At 47.4% G+C, this 18,193-nt stretch carries 11 protein-coding genes; 7 read left to right on the top strand and 4 right to left on the bottom strand.

Going from position 1 to position 18,193, the window contains the following annotated elements:
* Positions 1–85 precede the first annotated feature (85 nt).
* Genes ACKTR5_RS06900 through ACKTR5_RS06890 form a run of 3 tightly spaced genes read left to right on the top strand, consistent with a single transcriptional unit; the run spans position 86 to position 8,691 of the window.
* The gene (locus ACKTR5_RS06900; RefSeq protein WP_407880271.1) at positions 86–3,694 is read left to right on the top strand and encodes a PD-(D/E)XK nuclease family protein; all 3,609 of its coding nucleotides are present in this window, start codon (positions 86–88) and stop codon (positions 3,692–3,694) included.
* Complete coding sequence (addA, locus tag ACKTR5_RS06895) at positions 3,681–7,499, top strand: helicase-exonuclease AddAB subunit AddA (protein WP_407880269.1); 3,819 nt, start codon at positions 3,681–3,683, stop codon at positions 7,497–7,499. Before ACKTR5_RS06900 ends, addA begins: the two co-directional genes overlap by 14 nt.
* Positions 7,500–7,515: 16 nt before the next feature.
* Entirely contained in the window at positions 7,516–8,691 is a 1,176-nt protein-coding gene (locus ACKTR5_RS06890; RefSeq protein ID WP_407880267.1) for an NADH-dependent flavin oxidoreductase, read from the top strand.
* 132 nt (positions 8,692–8,823) lie between these two features.
* Here the strand turns inward: ACKTR5_RS06890 and gndA are convergent, their stop codons facing one another.
* On the bottom strand, positions 8,824–10,266 hold the full coding sequence (gndA, locus tag ACKTR5_RS06885; RefSeq protein WP_407880265.1) for an NADP-dependent phosphogluconate dehydrogenase: 1,443 nt from the start codon (positions 10,264–10,266) through the stop codon (positions 8,824–8,826).
* A gap of 327 nt (positions 10,267–10,593) precedes the next feature.
* Here gndA and ACKTR5_RS06880 point away from each other — a divergent pair, with 327 nt between their 5' ends.
* Together ACKTR5_RS06880 and ACKTR5_RS06875 are read left to right on the top strand one after the other, a co-directional pair.
* Positions 10,594–11,772 carry a thiolase family protein gene (locus ACKTR5_RS06880; protein WP_407880264.1) on the top strand — a complete coding sequence of 393 codons (1,179 nt, stop codon included), beginning with the start codon at positions 10,594–10,596 and terminating at the stop codon, positions 11,770–11,772.
* 347 nt (positions 11,773–12,119) lie between these two features.
* Positions 12,120–12,566, top strand: a complete 447-nt coding sequence (locus ACKTR5_RS06875) for a MarR family winged helix-turn-helix transcriptional regulator (protein ID WP_407880262.1) — start codon at positions 12,120–12,122, stop codon at positions 12,564–12,566.
* Here the strand turns inward: ACKTR5_RS06875 and ACKTR5_RS06870 are convergent.
* Positions 12,563–12,988, bottom strand: a complete 426-nt coding sequence (locus ACKTR5_RS06870; RefSeq protein ID WP_407880260.1) for a GtrA family protein — start codon at positions 12,986–12,988, stop codon at positions 12,563–12,565. The genes ACKTR5_RS06875 and ACKTR5_RS06870 overlap by 4 nt on opposite strands.
* Positions 12,989–13,222: 234 nt before the next feature.
* On the opposite strand from ACKTR5_RS06870, the gene ACKTR5_RS06865 reads away from it, so the two are divergent.
* Complete coding sequence (locus ACKTR5_RS06865; RefSeq protein WP_407880259.1) at positions 13,223–14,203, top strand: choloylglycine hydrolase family protein; 981 nt, start codon at positions 13,223–13,225, stop codon at positions 14,201–14,203.
* A gap of 239 nt (positions 14,204–14,442) precedes the next feature.
* On the top strand, positions 14,443–14,667 hold the full coding sequence (locus ACKTR5_RS06860; RefSeq protein WP_407880257.1) for a hypothetical protein: 225 nt from the start codon (positions 14,443–14,445) through the stop codon (positions 14,665–14,667).
* 77 nt (positions 14,668–14,744) lie between these two features.
* On the opposite strand, the gene zwf is transcribed toward ACKTR5_RS06860, so the two are convergent.
* The gene (zwf, locus tag ACKTR5_RS06855; RefSeq protein WP_407880255.1) at positions 14,745–16,226 is read right to left on the bottom strand and encodes a glucose-6-phosphate dehydrogenase; all 1,482 of its coding nucleotides are present in this window, start codon (positions 16,224–16,226) and stop codon (positions 14,745–14,747) included.
* A 300-nt stretch (positions 16,227–16,526) separates the two neighbouring features.
* Positions 16,527–18,020 carry a glycerol kinase GlpK gene (glpK, locus tag ACKTR5_RS06850; protein WP_407880294.1) on the bottom strand — a complete coding sequence of 498 codons (1,494 nt, stop codon included), beginning with the start codon at positions 18,018–18,020 and terminating at the stop codon, positions 16,527–16,529.
* Positions 18,021–18,193: the final 173 nt, after the last annotated feature.

Raw genomic sequence — 18,193 nt, 5'->3', positions numbered from 1 at the left:
CAAGTTTTGATGGTGTTGATTCGGCATGCTTTCGAGTAAAATAAAGGCATTAGCAAGCGAAACAGGAATACGAAGGGAGTTCGTTTTGACACTAAACTTTATTTTGGGACAGGCAAAGATGGATCACCGCCAGGCCATGATGAACGACATGTGGGCATCGATGCAAAAGCATCCAAATGACCAATACTTCATCATTGTGCCGAATCACATTAAGTTTAATGCGGAAGTGGACGCATTAAGCGCGTTAAAAGCCATCAGTGGTCAAACGACACCGGTTTTTGCCAACGGGCAGCTACAGGTCTTTTCGTTCAGCCGGTTGGCGTGGTACTTCATGAAAAATACGCCAAGTTACCAACGGCCCCGGCTATCAAATGCAGGCTTAAGCATGCTGCTGTACCACATTATTGCCATGCACCAAACAGAATTGACCCTGTTTGCGGGTGAGCTGAACCAAACGGGCTTCATCAATCAATTAGTCCGGCAATTTGCGGAGCTGAAGGTTGGTCAGGTGAGCGCCGCAGACTTACAAAGAATCGCCGGGACACTTGATGTTGCAGACCAAGCAGATCTGGGTGGAAAACTCCATGATTTAGCAATCGTGTATCAAGCGTACACCGAATCATTAGGCGATTATGTCGATCAGGCAGACTTGGTTAACCAGTTAACCGATTTCTTTGGTAGTGGTTCGAGTTTAGAACATGCCCATTTTTATATTGACGGCTTTACCGGTTTTTCGGCACAGGAACAAGCATTAATAACGACAATGATGGTTAAAGCGGCGAGTGTCACCGTTTCATTAGTGTTGAATCAAGTGCCAACAAAACAGCCAGAATTAGGCGACTTGTTTTATGAACCGGCAAATACGTATCTTAAATTAAGTCAGTTAGCGCATGAAAATCACGTTGAAGTGCTCGCTGCCATTAACAGTAGCAGTGTCCGTGTTAGTGAGACGTTAGCCCAGCTTGATGACTATTGGGTGGCGAGTCAACCTGCCAAACGTGTTCCACCGGTTAAAAGTGCGCAACCAGGCCAGTTGCAGGTGTTTACGGCGCCAACGCGCTTAGATGAACTTAATCAAGTTGCCCGGCAAATTCGAACGTTGGTGGCAGAGCAACCTGAGCGGTATCATTACCGTGATTTCTTGGTGCTGAGTCGACACTTGGCACCATATGAAAACATGGTGGGCCCAGTCTTTGATCAAATGGAAGTTCCGTACTTTGATGACTCAGATAAACCGATGGATAAACATCCGTTGATTGAATTGATTGGCGCACTCTTTGATGTTCGGGCGCATTATTATCGTTATCAAGACGTGATGCGCCTGTTGAAAACGGAATTATTGATCCCAACGATTGATGAAACGCCAATGACCATTGCGGCATTTCGGCAGGCGTTAGCACTGACGGAAAACTGGGTGTTAAAGACGGGGATTGAAGGCCACCGGTGGGTGGAAACCGCTGATTGGATGTACTGGCGCATGCGTAATGTTGATGAAGAGACGCTAACGGACGCAGACGCGGAGGTCCAACGGCAGCTAAACGTTATCCATCATTACGTTGGTAGCATCCTACCTACGTTTTTCAAGCAACTTGAACAGGCTGGTAACGGAAAAGACGCCGCGAAGATTTTGTACGAGTTTCTCCTAACAACAGGGGTGATTGACCGTTTAAATGCATGGCGGACCACGGCCACGGAACGTGGTGACCTTGCCCGAGCAACACGTAACGTGCAGGCGTGGAATACATTCACGGGGATCCTTGATGAGTACGTGGCCCTACTTGGGACTGCTGATGGGTTTGACGTGAGTGAATTCGGGATGCTATTACTGAACGGTTTCGAAGGGGTGAATTACACCCAAATTCCGGCAACGTTGGATCAGGTCATTATCTCTGAAACGGGAATTATTCAACTCGCAGATTATAAAGTTGTCTTTTTAATGGGGGCAACGGATGATGTGATGCCAGATCAAGTCCGCGAAAGTACGATTCTAACGGATGGTGATCGGGATCGTTTGACGCCACGGTTAGCAGCGGATCAGTTTATTTCACAAAATGCGAGTACCCAGATGACCTTTGACCCGTATGTAAATTACATGGGCTTTTTGACGGGGACCGAGCAACTCGTGTTGTCCTATCCACAAGGGGGGGACGGTGAAACAGGTCTCCAACCATCACGCTATGTGACCAGTATTGTGGCTCACTTTGGCCTAACGGTGATTGATTATCAAACCACGCCAACATTGGCGGCAGAGCAACCTGGAGCGTTACAACCGTTTATTGGGTCACCGCGGTTTACCCTAACAAATTTAGTTAAAATTGGTTATCAAGCAAAGGCAGAAAAAGCACCGGTTCCGCGACTATGGGTGTTCATTTATCGGTGGCTGAAACAGTCATCAATGAACCGGTTAACAGATCAGCTGTTGGGCGGGTTGGACTACCGCAATGTGCCAGAACCACTCCGGCCGGATATTGTAAGTGGGTTATATGGCGAACAATTAAACACCTCGATTTCACAATTAGAGACCTTTTACCGCAATCAGTATGAATACTTTTTGAAGTTTGGCCTGCGTTTGGCCGAACGTGATGAATTTGAATTATCCTCAGCGGGCACGGGGGAATACTTCCATATGGCCCTAGATCAGCTGATGAAACTGGTGGTTAGTCGTGGGGTGGAACTCAGTGCGTTAAACGACGCAGCGTTGAATGATTTAATTGATGAAGTGATGCCGACCATTAATGCACAACCGCAGTTTGTTATTTTAGGTAGTTCACACCGAATGGGCTATGTACGGGACCAGTTGATTGAAACAATCAAACGAATGGTGGCTATTATCGGTCAACAGCAACGGCAAACGCCGATGCGGACGTTAGCCACCGAAGTGCTGTTTGGTCACGTTGGTGCGGATCAAGGGCTTCCCGCCTTATCATTTAAATTAGCGGGTGGTCGAAAGATCAACGTTCGTGGAAAAATTGACCGGGTTGATGGAATGAACGTGGACAACCGGGAATATCTGAGCGTTGTGGATTACAAATCTGGCCGGCGAACGTTTGACTTTGAACAGGCCTATTACGGTTTATCGATGCAAATGTTGACCTACCTCGACGCACTTCGTCAGGATGCGGATGCAGTGAGTCCAAGTCAGCTAAATGAACTGGCGGGGGCCTTATACCTCCACATTCAGAGTGCGGGCGTCTCACTTAATCAGCTAAATAAGGGGAAATTGTTAGACCTTGAAAACGCGGATGTGATCAATAATGCCCTGTTAGCTTCGCATAAATATCAGGGTGTGCTGGTGGCGGACCCAACGTTACTCACAAGTCTTGATGAAGCTATTAGTGAGGGGGGAACGTCGAAGATTTATCCCGTGGCCTTGAAAAAGGATCTGACGCTCTCTGCGACGGCGAAATCAGTGATTAAACCCACGGATTTGGCTAATTTGCTGGCCTATGAAGAGACGTTAATTAAAAACGCCGGGAACCAGATTTTTGCCGGGGCGGATAAACTGAATCCGTTTCAAGATGCGCGGAAGCAAACGGGGTTGCAGTACTCACCGTACACGTCTGTGATGCGATTTGACGCGATGTTACCAGAAAATCGGTACCACGTTTTGGATAAATTAAGCCCAGCGGAAGTGTTGAAGCGCGTGGCACCTGAAGTGGCGGATGTAGAGGAGGAAACACATGGCGACAACTAAATTGGCGTTCACACCAGCACAGGATGCAGCCATTCATCATCGTGGTCATGACGTCCTCGTTTCTGCCTCGGCAGGGTCTGGGAAGACACGTGTCTTAGTGGAACGTGTTATTTCTGAACTCCTGGATGAGCAAAACGAGACGGACATTACCAATTTACTGGTGGTGACGTTTACGAATGCGGCTGCTAGAGAAATGCGGGAACGGATTCAGACGACACTCCGGACGACCATCAACGAAACAACGGGGAGTGATGACGCCAGCGCTGCCCGCAGACGGCAGTTGATGCACCAGCTGAATCTATTGGCGAGTGCCGATATCAGTACGCTGGATGCCTTTTGTTTGCGGCTGGTTCAAAAGTATTACTACGTCATCAAGCTGGACCCAGTTTTTCGACAGTTAGCAGATGAAACGGAAGCACAACTCCTGAAGGAAGATGTTTGGGGTGACCTTCGTGAACAGCTGTACGCGGATGACCCCACTGGTCAGTTTGCGGAATTGACCCGGAACTTCTCAAATGATCGGGATGACCAGGGCTTAGCTGATTTGGTCTTTCGCTTAGCGACGTTCGCCACGGCTAAGGCGGATCCAGAGGCATGGTTGACGGCGTTACCGGATCAATACCGGTTACCGGCCACACAGTTATGGCAAAGCGACCTGGTTCAAACGGCAGTGGTCCCGGATGTTATGGATACAGTTCGCCAGTGCCAAAGTGATGTTCAAACTGCCGTTAATTTGAGTGCTGGTTTTTCAACGGATGAGTATCAGAAAAAGTGGCAGCCGGTGCTGGACGGCTTACAAGCGCAGTTTGCGGCCTTGCCAACGCAGCTTGAGACGGCCGATTGGAATCAGGTGCGAACACACTTAGCCGATGTTGAGTTAGGCCGGGCGCCTGGCTTGCGGAAGCTAGAGGACGATGACAAACGGTTGAACGAAGAACTGAAGTCATTACGAGCGGGGTTAAAGAAACGGCTGGATGGCCTGATTGACCGGTACTTTACGCTAAGTGAGGCCGATGTCCTGAACGTAAACGCCCATGCGCAAACGTTGGTGACGCGGTTAGCGACGGTGACAAAACAATTTATGACGGCGTTCGCCGCTGCAAAACGACAGCGCCACCTTGTGGACTTTGGTGACTTGGAGCACTTTGCCTACCAAATTTTGCAGGATCCTGGTGTTCATGAGGCCATTACGGCAAAGTATCATGAAGTTCTGGTGGATGAATATCAGGATATTAATGAGCTTCAGGAACAAATTTTACAGTCAGCAGCGCGCCATGATCCAGGAAATATGTTCATGGTTGGTGATATGAAACAGTCGATCTATCGCTTCCGGTTGGCCGACCCCACGCTGTTTCTTCACAAATACAATACGTTTGCCACGACGCCTTCAGAAGCGGGTGAACGGATCATCTTGGCCGATAATTTTCGGTCCATGAAAAACGTCGATGCGTTTACAAACCTGATTTTCACGCAATTAATGGATGAACGGTTGGGAGAAATGAATTACGCGGGGGACGCTGAACTACAGTATGGGCCTAAAGATTACCCCGAAGATAATGTGCCAAAGACCCAGGTGATGATTTACGAAAGTGGCGAGGAGACGCCGCTGACGGACGACGATGACGAGACGGTGACGACGGATCTTGCGATTACAGATCGGGCGGAAGGCCAAATCGTCATGGTCGCTAGCAAAATTCGAGACATGGTTGAAAACCACGAGCAGATTTTCGATCGTCGGGCCGGCATGGATCGGGACATGACCTATGGTGACGTGGCGTTACTGGTGCCAACCCGTAGTAATAACCTGTTGCTTCAGGAGCAGTTTACAAAGTTGGGCGTGCCACTTCAGGTTCGCGATACCGCTAATTATTTCCAAACGACAGAAATTCAGATCATGATGGCGCTCCTGCGGTTGATTGATAACCCGTACCAGGACATTCCGTTAGCGGCGGTGCTGCGATCACCAATTGTTGGGTTGAAAGAAAACGAACTGGCCTATTTACGGATTCAAAATAAAACGAGCGACTACTTTCAGGCGTTGCTTGATTTTGAAGAGCGGGTGGTTAATCAACCCGAACAAATTGGTGATTTTGGGATGAGGATCCATGAACGAGTGCGTCACTTCCTCGGCCAGCTAGAGCTGTTTCGTGACATTGCCCGGCAAAATCAGTTGGTGACGTTGATTTGGACGATCTATCAGGAAACCGGGTTTCTGGATTACGTGGCGGGGATGCCAAGCGGCCAACAACGTGTGAATAACCTGCACGCCCTTTATGCACGGGCTGCTGATTATGAAAACAGCAGTTTTAAAGGGTTATTCCAATTTGTTCACTTCATTACCGAAATGCAAAAGCACGACAAGGACCTGGCTGAGGTTACCGAAACGACCACTGAAAACGCGGTGTCAGTGATGACGATTCACGGGAGTAAAGGGTTGGAATTTCCGGTGGTCTTTGTCATGGACGCCTCACACGGTTTTAACTTATCAGACCAGCGAAGTGCAGTGATTTTGGATGACCATCTAGGAATCGGGATTACGTGGCTTGACCAAACACGCCACGTCAAGATCGATACGTTACAGAAGAAAATCGTCGCGAGCGCATCGCTGAAAAAGACGTTGTCAGAAGAGATGCGGGTGTTATACGTGGCGTTGACCCGGGCACAACAACGACTTTTCATTGTTGGAACGTATAAAGATCAGGCAGCGTTGACGCAACAATGGCAAAAGGCGGCAAACAGTAACCGGTTAACCATAAACACGGCGTTACGTGCAGAGGGGAAAACGTTTATGGATTGGCTGGGGATGACGCTGGTTCGGGTACCGCACATTGCTGACCAACTAGGCATTAGCCATTTGGTGGTGCCGTTACCCGGGGCCTCAGAACTAACGGAGCGGTTGAACAGCTTTGAGTTAGTGTTCCAGACCCGGGCGGCCTTAGAAGCATCCGGCGTGTTAGCAGAAACGGATGATGAAGCGACAAATCACCTTGAAACGTTACGGACGGCAGCAAGTCAAAGCCTCGGCGGGTCACTTGATGTTGACGCGTTGGAGCAAGTTTTGGCGTTTAAGTATGCAAACCACGCGGCAACAGAGACAACGGCGTATCAGTCTGTGTCAGAATTAAAACGGTTGTTTGAAGAACCGGATCAAAACCAGTTTGGTTTCCTCGATCTTGATGAACAAACGAAGGCAAAATCACGGCTGCTAACAACGGATTTACGAACGCCACAGTTTATGCAGACGGTCACGGCACCCAAGGCGACCGAGATTGGAACGGCCACCCACCTAGTTTTGCAGAGCATTGATTTGACTAACGGTCAGCCCACGGCAGCGGCGTTGCAAGCACAAATTGATCAGCTGGTCGCAGATCATGTGATGAATGATGCCGTGGCGTTAGCGATTAACATGGACCAACTGAAGGCATTCTTCGATAGTAAACTTGGCCAGCAAATTGTGGCCCACGGGCATGATGTGAACCGTGAAGCCGCCTTTTCATTATTAATGCCCGCGTATGAGCTGTATCAGGGCATCAATGAACCGGCTGATCCAACACAAGCGGAACAGATCCTTGTCCACGGAATTATTGACGGCTACTTTATTGAAAATGGTGAAATAACCGTGTTTGACTACAAAACGGATCATGTGAATCCGCAGGCTGTGGATGCCGGCTTGGCTGCGTTAGTCACGCGGTATCGTGGCCAGTTAAATCTATATGGGGCGGCCTTAACAAGCATGACGGGGCTCCCCGTCGCCCATAAAGTGCTGTTTTCGCTGAGTGCTGGGCGTGCCATTGAAGTGAACTAAAGGAGACGATGGAAACATGACAAACTATAAATTTCTTCAACCACTAACGTTGGCTAATGGGATTGTGATTAAAAACCGGATCGTGATGGCGCCCATGACCGAAATGAGTGCGTATGAATCTGGTGCAATTACCAAGGATCAACTTGATTATTACGGCATGCGTTCTGGCGGGGTTGGAATGGAAATCACTGCCTGCGCAAATGTTACACCGTTAGGAAAGGGCTTTGAGGGGAACCTTAGTGCTGCAAGCGATCGAATGATCCCGGGATTATCAAAGCTAGCCCAGGTCATGAAATCTAACGGGACAAAAGCCATTCTTCAGATTTTTGATGCCGGTCGGATGACTTCGTCAAAGATTTTGAAGGGTGAACAGCCGGTTAGTGCTTCTGCAATTCGTGCTGAACGGCCTGGTTTAGAAACACCGCGCGAATTAACGAGCGCTGAAGTGCTGGCTGAAATTAAGGCCTTTGGTGAAGCTGCTCGGCGCGCAGCACAAGCGGGCTTTGATGGGGTTGAGATTCACGGGGCCAACACCTATTTGATTCAACAATTCTTTTCACCAAACTCCAACCAGCGGACGGATCAATGGGGGGGAAGTGTCGAAAACCGGATGCGTTTTCCACTTGCGGTCATTGATCAGGTTCGTGAGGCAGCCGGTCAATATGCGGCCGATGACTTTATTGTTGGGTACCGGATTAGTCCAGAAGAAGTGGAGACACCAGGAATTCGGTTGGCGGATACCCTTACTTTTGTTGATAAATTAGCTGATTCAACGTTGGATTATTTACACGTTTCAATGGGAAACGTGTGGCGGACATCGTTGAATGATCAAGAAGCGACAGCCTCGATCCTCCCACAGATCAAGCAGGTGCTTGGTGACCGGTTACCGCTGATTGGTGTTGGTGGGATTGAGACGCCCGCTGACGCTGAAAAGGTGATGGACGCAGGTGTTGATTTTGCGGCAATTGGTCGTGAGTTGATCCGTGAACCGAAGTGGGTTCAAAAAGTCATTGCTGATGATGAGGACACCATTCGGTATGTCATTTCACCGAATGACATTGATGATTTAAACGTACCTGCTCCTCTGTGGGACTTCCTGAATGCGGTCTTTAAACCAATTGCCGGGATCTCAACGGAAGCGACACCCGAGGAAACGTTTGCTAACGCAGCGGCGCCGTGGGAAAAGTTTTAACGACCATAATGGGTTTAAGTCATGCAAAAAGCGTCACCGGAATTTTTTTCTGGTGACGCTTTTTGACGTCCTGCTTGTTTGGGCACAGAAAAAACGCTGCGACCAGCAGGCCACAGCGTTTTAAGAGTGAGTCTATTGTTCTTCGTACCAGCTGTAATGGAAGTTACCAGGACGGTCGACACGTTCGTAGGTGTGAGCCCCGAAGTAGTCACGCTGTGCTTGTAACAGGTTAGCAGGCAGAACTTCTGCACGGAAGCTGTCGTAGTAAGTGATGGCTGCTGAGAAGCTAGGAACTGGAACCCCAGCTTGAACGGCCATGGCAACGACGTCACGAACAGATTGTTGGTACTTAGTGGCAATGTCCTTGAAGTAGTCGTCGAACAATAAGTTCGTCAACTTAGGATCCTTGTCATAGGCATCCGTGATGTTTTGAAGGAAGCCAGCACGGATGATACATCCGGCACGCCAGATCTGTGCAAGCTGACCGAATTGTAAGTCCCAGTCGTAGGTTTCGGAAGCAACGCGAAGTTGTTCGAATCCTTGGGCATAACTCATCAACTTACTGAAGAACAAGGCTTGACGAATCTTTTCGACGAATTCAGTCTTGTCACCAATTTCAGCCTTACCTTGCATTGCAGCAGCTGGTAATGCCTTAGAAGCCTTAACACGTTCGTCCTTCATCATTGAGATGTAACGTGCATAAACGGATTCAGTAATAACGGATTGTGGGACTTGGATGTTCAAAGCGTCTTCTGAACTCCACTTACCAGTTCCCTTGTTGTTACCACGGTCTAAGATGGCATCAACGATTGGTAAGTTCTTGTCGTCGCCTAAGTCATCCTTACGGCTCAAAATGTCGGCCGTAATTTCGATTAAGTAACTGTCCAATTCGCCCTTGTTCCATTCCTTGAAAATGTCAGCCATTTCGTCAACAGAGATTCCGGCGACGTTACGCATGATGTTGTAACTTTCGTCGATCAGTTCTTCATCACCGTATTCAATCCCGTTATGAACCATCTTAACGTAGTGACCAGCACCGTTAGGGCCGATGTAAGTGACACAAGGGGTGCCATCTTGAGGTGCTTTGGCAGAGATTTGTTCGAGGATTGGTGCAACCAAGTCATAGGCGTCTTTTTGACCACCAGGCATCAAAGAAGGTCCTTGTAAGGCGCCTAATTCACCACCAGAGACACCCATCCCGATAAAGTTGATCCCGGATTTGTCCAGTTCAGCATTCCGAGCCATGGTGTCGTGGAAGTTAGTGTTCCCACCATCGATCAAAACGTCACCCTTGTCCAATAGTGGCAAGAGTTCTTGAATAACGGCGTCAGTTGGCATCCCAGCTTTAACCATCAGTAAAATCCGCCGAGGTGTTTCTAATGAGTTAACGAAGTCTGCAACAGTATAACTAGGAACCAGCTTCTTTTCGCTGTGATCCTTCATCATATCGTCAGTCTTAGACCGTGAACGGTTGTAAACGCCGACAGTGTAGCCACGGCTTTCGATGTTCAGGGCCAAGTTCTTCCCCATAACTGCTAAACCAACAACACCAATTTGTGCTTTTTGATCTGCCATGATAAACCTTCCTTGTTCTGTATTAGCATGAAAATTGTTGTCAATTAGACAAAATGCCGTCAAAACAACAATGTTCCATAATTGTGAAAAGCGACACGAGTACAGCTATTATGGTAGTTGATGTGCCCGAATTTTTCAACTACTAGGCCACGCTTTTGGGGTAAACCAATGAAATAAATTTTCTTTACAGAGAAACAGGGATGATTGACGTGTATTAAATGATAAAAGTCTGTAACGATGGTTAGTTAACCAATCAAAACAATTGCCGGGGTCGAAGACATCGGGTAGACTGAACGTTACTGAAAACATGAAGAAAGAGGGAACATCATGGACGAGGTTGTAATCGTTAGTGCAGTGCGAACACCGGTTGGTAAGATGGGTGGTCATTTAGCTAGTTTTAGCGCGGTTGACTTGGGTGTAATAGCGGCTAAAGCGGCCATCGAACGGGCAGGGATCGCGCCGGCGATTGTTGACCAGACCATTGCCGGAAACGTGCTACAGGCGGGAAGCGGTCAAAATGTTGGTCGGCAAATTAGCATTAAGGCTGGTGTTCCGGAGACCAGTCCGGCGATGACGATAAACGAAGTGTGTGGTTCAGGATTAAAGGCGATTCGTTTGGGCCAGGCAGCCATTGCCATGGGCGACGCTGATAGTGTTCTAGTCGTTGGGACAGAAAGCATGAGCAATGCGCCATACCTTGCGAAGGGCATGCGGTTTGGAACAAAGTTTGGTGATACGACGTTTGTCGACAGCATGGAACACGATGGCCTCACGGACGCCTTTAGCGATAAACCAATGGGAGTCACCGCCGAAAACGTCGCCGCAATGTACCACGTGACCCGTGAAGAGCAGGATGCATTTGCATTAGCGTCCCACCAAAAGGCAGCACGGGCTAGCGATGACGGGCAATTTGCTGATGAAATGGTGCCACTCACAGTTACTGAACGGCATAGGCAACGCGTGGTGGATCGCGACGAAACGATTCGTGAAGATACCGACCTTGAAAAGCTCGCCAAATTAGCACCGACGTTTGAAGACCACGGAACGGTTACAGCCGGGAACGCAGCGCCATTAAACGACGGTGCCGCAGCAATGGTGCTGATGCGGCGGGAACGTGCAGAAGAACTGGCGGTTCCGATCCTTGCAACCATCACGGGCTACCAAGAAGTCGGGGTTGATCCACAAATCATGGGGTATTCACCGGTTAGTGCGGTTCGCGGGTTACTGGCGAAAACAAAAACAGCCATTGATGACATTGACCTCTTCGAACTAAACGAAGCATTCGCAGCGCCAAGCGTGGCCGTTGCGCGTGAGTTGGGAATCCCAGCAGAAAAGTTGAATCCTAATGGCGGTTCCATTGCGATTGGTCATCCGTTAGGTGCAACCGGTGTTCGTATTGTGACCGGACTTATTTATGCACTTCGTCATGCGGAGCGTCACGTTGGTGTTGCCGGGTTGTGTATCGGTGGTGGCCTAGGCATCGCACTGCAAATTAACGTTAACTAAGGATTTTTGGGGCTCAATTGAGCTTATTTTATGATTATTAACTAAAAGGCAGCACTTATGAATGAATGCGTCATTCATAAGTGCTGCCTTTTTGGAATTTGTGGGTTGATCACATGTATTTTAATGTGAAACGTTAAACAAAGTGACGCTGTTTGCTGTTATTAGGCCCTTTCTAGCAAAACGTTTATCGCTGTTCAATTAGGTTATAAAAAATTTAAATCAGAAATTAGTTAATAATGTTTCTCAAAGTCCCACACTTTGAACGGATTTATGATAAGTGCTGAGTGAGAGAGATGGTATAAATATGGACAAGACAGAAACTTGTAAACTATTTAGGAGATAAATAAATGATTAAAACAGATTTAACGACAACAGCGATTTTACGTCAGGTCGACCTTGTTCACCGTGAGATTGATGATTTAGAAAAAAACGTTGGCCGGATTTGTCAAAAACACGACTTAAACGTTTTGGATTACCTGATTTTGGATGAACTAGGTGAAGTTTCAGAAGGGGCACGCAATGAGCAGTTAGCCCACAAGCTTCACGTGTCGTCTGCGCTATTTAGTATTCGTCTTAAGCGGTTATTAACTGCCAAACTGATTCAAATTGAAACAGACGTGAAGGACCGGCGGGTTCACCGCATCTTACTGACAGAAGCAGGGGAACTCTGCCTAGACGAAATTGCGAACCAAATTGAGGATGAGGCGCCATTAACGGCTGCGTTTGACGAATTACGTTCAGAATTCGAACTTGCAACTAAGGTTATCGATAAAAGCCATAACGCAATTGCTTAGTTTTTGTTGATGGGTTGCTGTTGATCGATGTGGTTGCTGGTTGTCTTAAAAACGAGTGCTTTACTAAGAAAGTAATTAACGACAATTGCGATGGCGTGGGCAATCAACTTGCTGACCGTGGCGTTGACCGTTAGTTGTGAGATTAAGAGCCACAAGAAAATGACTTCGATGACGTAAGTTAAGACACGTGTCAGGTAGAATGAACCAATCTCAGGCCACCATCCGGTTGCGTGTGTTTTAAAGACAAGGTATTTATTAACAACGAAGGCAAAGAAAACGGACACGACCCAATCGATCAAGTTGGCTAGTTGGTATTCAATGCCTAACTTTTTATCTAAGAAATAGAACAAGAGGACGTTGAACGTGACGGTAACGGCTCCCCATAAGGCATAACGCTGTGCTTCGGACGATTCATTGTTCATGATCTAAAGTGCTCCTTTATCTGAATGGTTAAATTTAGAATAGGGGACGAACTTTGGTTCACGTTCTCATGTTTTTCGATGGTTGGCGAAATTGTAATTATTAAAGGGTTTGGCGAAGGTGAAGCGCTCACAACGTTTTCTCACACAAACTGTAAAATAATGCGATTGTGAGAAGTTATTTGGTAGATAACTTTTAGAATTGGCGGTAATCGAAATGCAAAAGAGGGATAAATCATGTGTACAAGCCTGACCTTTGAAACAACCGATGGATTACACTTCCTAGCACGGACAATGGACTACGCTTTTGAATTGGGTGGCCGTCCAGTCTTCTTGCCCCGCGGTTATCGGTGGGAAAGTGCAACGAAGGAAGCCGAATTTGTTAACCAGTATGCCTTTTTGGGTACTGGGCGTCAGTTAGGGACCTACTTTTTCGCAGATGGGTTGAATGAATTTGGTCTGTCTGTTGCTGCGCTCTACTTTCCACGTGAGGCACAATACCAAAATCCAGATTCTAGCAAAAAGAACCTGGCACCTCATGAACTCGTTTCCGTGTTACTCGGAAACTGCCGTAACTTGGAAGAAGTTCAAGCTGAATTAGATTCCATTCGGTTGGTTAACTTTGAAACGCCGTTGATTAATGTCGTTCCACCATTGCACTGGATCGTGACAGACGCTAGTGGTCGGTGCTGCGTTATCGAACCAACTGGTGAAAAGTTAACGTTACAAGACAACCCGGTTGAAGTCATGACAAATGCACCTGAACTTCAGTGGCACATTAAGAACTTAAACAACTACGTCACGTTGCAGACAGAAGCCTACGGGAACAAACAGTTTATGGGTGTAACGGCCCATGCGTTTGGTCAGGGGACAGGAACCGTTCAATTACCAGGTGGTTACACGCCACCACAGCGGTTTGTTCGGACCGCCTTTTTGAAGGAAAACATCGAACAACCAACCGGTGAAATGGCTGGTGTGAACGCGATTACCCACATTCTTCATAACGTAGAAATCCCTCGCGGTGTTAACATCAAGGAAGGCGTTCCTGATTACACGCAGTACATTGGGATTATGGGGGTTACTTCAAAGAAGTATTACTTTATTCCATATCACAACCAGAGCGTGTTCCAGATTGAATTGTCTGATGAATTATTGCAACAGACAGAACCAGTTGAATATCCATTTGTGAATGATCAACAGGTTGTGAAGTTAAATTAAGCATGAAATAGAAAGCGGTGGGCGCAAAAAAAGCGGCCATCGTTTTTGTGTACAGTCATTAATTATTGTGACGATAATTTTGCGATTAAAAGTAATTCTTCTATTGCATAAAAATAATTTACAGATTAAACTAAAGTCACTCGATTCGGAGGCTTAACGGCCACTTTAGTTGTTTGACTTTATTTTTAACATAGTTAAATAATGATTAACGAATAACTTTAAACATAGGAGGCCAGACAGTGGCTGCAGAAAAATTACGTGCATCACTTACAAAGGAAACCAAAATGCGTCATGATCGTCAACTTGGCGATTACGTGATTACCGCGATTGAACTTGGAAGTGGGTACTTCCAGTTTGATGTCGACAGCATGACGTTTAACGGTAATTTTGTGGAAGCAAAACGTCCGGATGGTACTTTCGCCACGATGTTAAATAATGAAGAACGAATTATCGAACTTCAGTAGATGATCAATAAAATAAAATGGCGCCTTTCTCCTAAACAGGAGAAAGGCGCCATTTTTTATAACATAATTGAATTTGATTACCGGTTAAGTTTGTAGATCCATGACCGGTGATCACGTTGCAACAGTTCGTCTGATGCAGCAGGGCCCATTGAACCAGAAACGTAATTCGGGAAGTTAGGGGTTTCTGAATCCCAAAGCTTTTGAATAACGTCAACGAAGTTCCAAGCGTAGGAAACTTCATCCCATGAAGCGAAGTTTGTTTGGTCACCCTTCAAGGTGTCATGCAGCAAACGTTCGTATGGTTCTGGCGTTTCTTCCTTTTGGGCAACGTCTTGTTGGAAGTCCAAGTGGATTGGTTCCGTTGCAAATCCTTGACCAGCAGTCTTAGCGTTAACTTGCAGTGAGAAACCTGAGTTTGGTTCAACGTAAATGGTGAGCACGTTAGGTGCCAACGTGTTGTCACGGTTTTGTGGGAAGGCGAAGATGTCGATCAATGGCTTCTTGAAGACAACGTCGATCCGCGTGAACTTGTCAGCTAAACGTTTCCCAGTCCGCACGTAGAATGGCACACCGGACCACCGGTAGTTATCAAAGAGTAACTTCCCGGCAACAAACGTGTCGTTTGTGGAGTCCTTTGGTACGTTTGGTTCGTCACGGTAGGCAGGTTCTGTGTCGTTAGCACCGTATTGGCCACGAATGAAGTTCTTTGAGGCTTCGGCAGGGCTGTAAACCCGGAGTGAACGTAATGCCTTGATCTTTTCGACACGAACATCAGCATCCGTGAAGGAAACGGGTTGTTCCATGGCAAGTTGAGAAACGATTTGCATGATGTGGTTTTGAACCATATCACGTAAGGCACCAGCAGTATCGTAGTAACCGGCCCGGTCTTCAACACCAAGCTTTTCACTCAATGTGACCTGGATGTTGTCGATGTAACGGTTGTTCCATAGTGATTCAACCAAGGTGTTACCAAACCGAAGTGCTTGGATGTTTTGAACCATTTCTTTACCAAGGTAGTGGTCGATCCGGTAAATTTGGTTTTCGCTAAAGGCACCAGCAAGCTGGTCGTTTAATGTTTCAGCGGTCTTGTAGTCCGTTCCGAATGGCTTTTCGATGACCAGACGGTTTGAGCCATCGTCAGATAATAGGCCTTCTGACTTCAGGTTCAGGGCAACTTCACCGAAGAAACGTGGGGCCATGGACAGGTAGAAAATCCGGTCGCCACCAATACTATATTGTTTATCTAATTTTTCAAGCAAGTCCTTCATGACAGCATAATGGGCCTTATCAGTCACATCGTGTGCCAAGTAGTAGAAGTGTGATGTAAAGACTTCAGCCGCGTGCATATCTGCATCTGGTTGGTCATCACGAATGGATTGCGTGACAATTTCGCGGAACTTTTCGTCTGACCACGTGTCACGGGCCGTTCCAACAACGGCGAAGTGTTCGCCTAAGTTTCCACGGACATAAAGTTTAAATAATGATGGGTATAGTTTACGCTTGGCCAGGTCACCAGTACCGCCAAAGAAGGTAAACAATGAGCTGTATTCTGTTGCCACGTCTTTCACTCCTTAAATGCCTTTAATGTAAGTTGACGCAGTGATAGGAAGCGTAACCGCTTTCTATTATTGCCGTGGTTCATTATATAACATAATTTTGCGCTATGCACCCGCTTTGCGCAACCGTTTTCATTCAAATGAGGGGTGTGATGAGTGATGAAAACGTATCAGACCAACGATTAGCATTGTCGCCGTCAAATAAAAAAACTTGTGAACTTTTTTTCACGATTAAAAAAATGCTGTGAAAAGTTTTTTCCACAGCATTTTTCTTGTGTCTTAATGTTTTTTTCGACAATAGCATTATTTGAACAACTCGGTCGCCTTAACGGCCATCTGCCAACCGTGATAGAGGTGGTGGCGCCGCTCGGCACTCATTGTGGGCGAAAATGTTTTGCCGGGCTGGTAAATGGCTTTTAGTGCATCAACATTATCCCAAAAGCCCACCGCCAGACCCGCGAGGTAGGCGGCACCAAGCGCAGTTGTTTCTTCATCAGCTGATCGGTTGACGTTCATATTGAGAATGTCGGCCTGGAACTGCATGAGGTAGGTATTGCGCGATGAAGCACCATCGGCGTTTAACTGCGGAATGGTTAGCTGCGTATCCTTCTTCATGGTTTCGATGATGTCGCGCGTTTGGTAAGCAATTGCCTGAAGCGTGGCTTTCACGAAGTCATTTTGGGTTGTTCCCCGAGTGATCCCGTAAACAGCACCACGCGCTTGATCATCCCAATAGGGCGCGCCAAGGCCAGAAAATGCGGGGACAAGGTATACCTCATCGTCATTTGTTGAGGCCAGAGCCGCACGTTTAGCAGCGGGCTCGTCAGGAATCATGTGCATTTCGTCTTGAAGCCAGCTAATGGCTGAACCGGCGACGAAAATGGAGCCTTCAAGGGCATACTTAACGGTTCCGTTGGCTCCATAAGCAATGGTGGTCAACAACCCGTTGGTGGAAATAAGCGGGGTCGTACCCGTATTCATGATGATGAAAGCACCAGCGCCATAGGTGTTCTTGACGACACCCTTTTCAAACCCCATTTGTCCAAAGAGGGCCGCCTGTTGGTCCCCTGCAAGTGCTGCGATTGGAACCTCGGCGCCGAAAAATTGGTAGTTTTGTGTGTGCCCGTAAACTTCGGCCGATGATTTCACCGTTGGCAAAAGGGCACGGGGAATGTTCATGAGGTGAAGAATTTCATCATCCCAGTCAAGCGTGTGGATGTTAAACAGCATGGTTCGGCTTGCATTCGAGTAATCGGTAACGTGAAGCGCCGCACCCGAAAGTTTCCAGGCAAGCCATGAATCAACGGTCCCAAAGCACAATTCGCCCCGTTCCGCCCGCGCTTGGGCACGAGGAACATGGTCGAGGAGCCAACGGATTTTTGCGGCAGAAAAGTATGAATTGATGAACAAACCGGTTTTTTCGTGGATGAGGTCGTTGTAACCGGCCTTAATCAATTGTGGCGTGCGCTCATCTACTTGCTGTGATTGCCATCCGATGGCGGGCGCAATTGGTTCGCCGGTCGTTTTGTCCCAGATGATGGTGGTTTCACGTTGCGTGACGATGCCGACGCCGGCAATTTGGTCAGGGTGAATTCCGGTATTGATCAAAACGGTGGAAATGGCTGATTGAACGGAATTCCAGAGTAAGTTTAGGTCATGTTCCACCCAACCGGGGTGCCGGTTGATTTGTGGGAGTGGTTGTGACGCAGCTGTTACCCGGCGACCGTGTTGATTGATGATAATTGCTCGTGACGCGGTTGTCCCTTGATCAACGGCCAGGATGTAATGTTCAGTAATGAATGCCATGGTGTGCCTCGCTTTGCTTGACTTGCCCCGGGGTGAAGGCAGTTACCTGATTGACAGTTTACATTGTTGACAGTATAGCGAATAACTCGATGAACAACAAATGAGAAAAGTGGCGTTAAGGTTGATTTAATTTTATAACGGGATATCATTTATCCTGTTTAGTG

This window comes from Furfurilactobacillus entadae, assembly GCF_045862745.1.
Taxonomy (GTDB): Bacteria; Bacillota; Bacilli; order Lactobacillales; family Lactobacillaceae; genus Furfurilactobacillus; species Furfurilactobacillus entadae.
The sequence above is the reverse complement of the archived record's forward strand: the minus strand, read 5'-3'. Positions and strand labels throughout refer to the sequence as shown.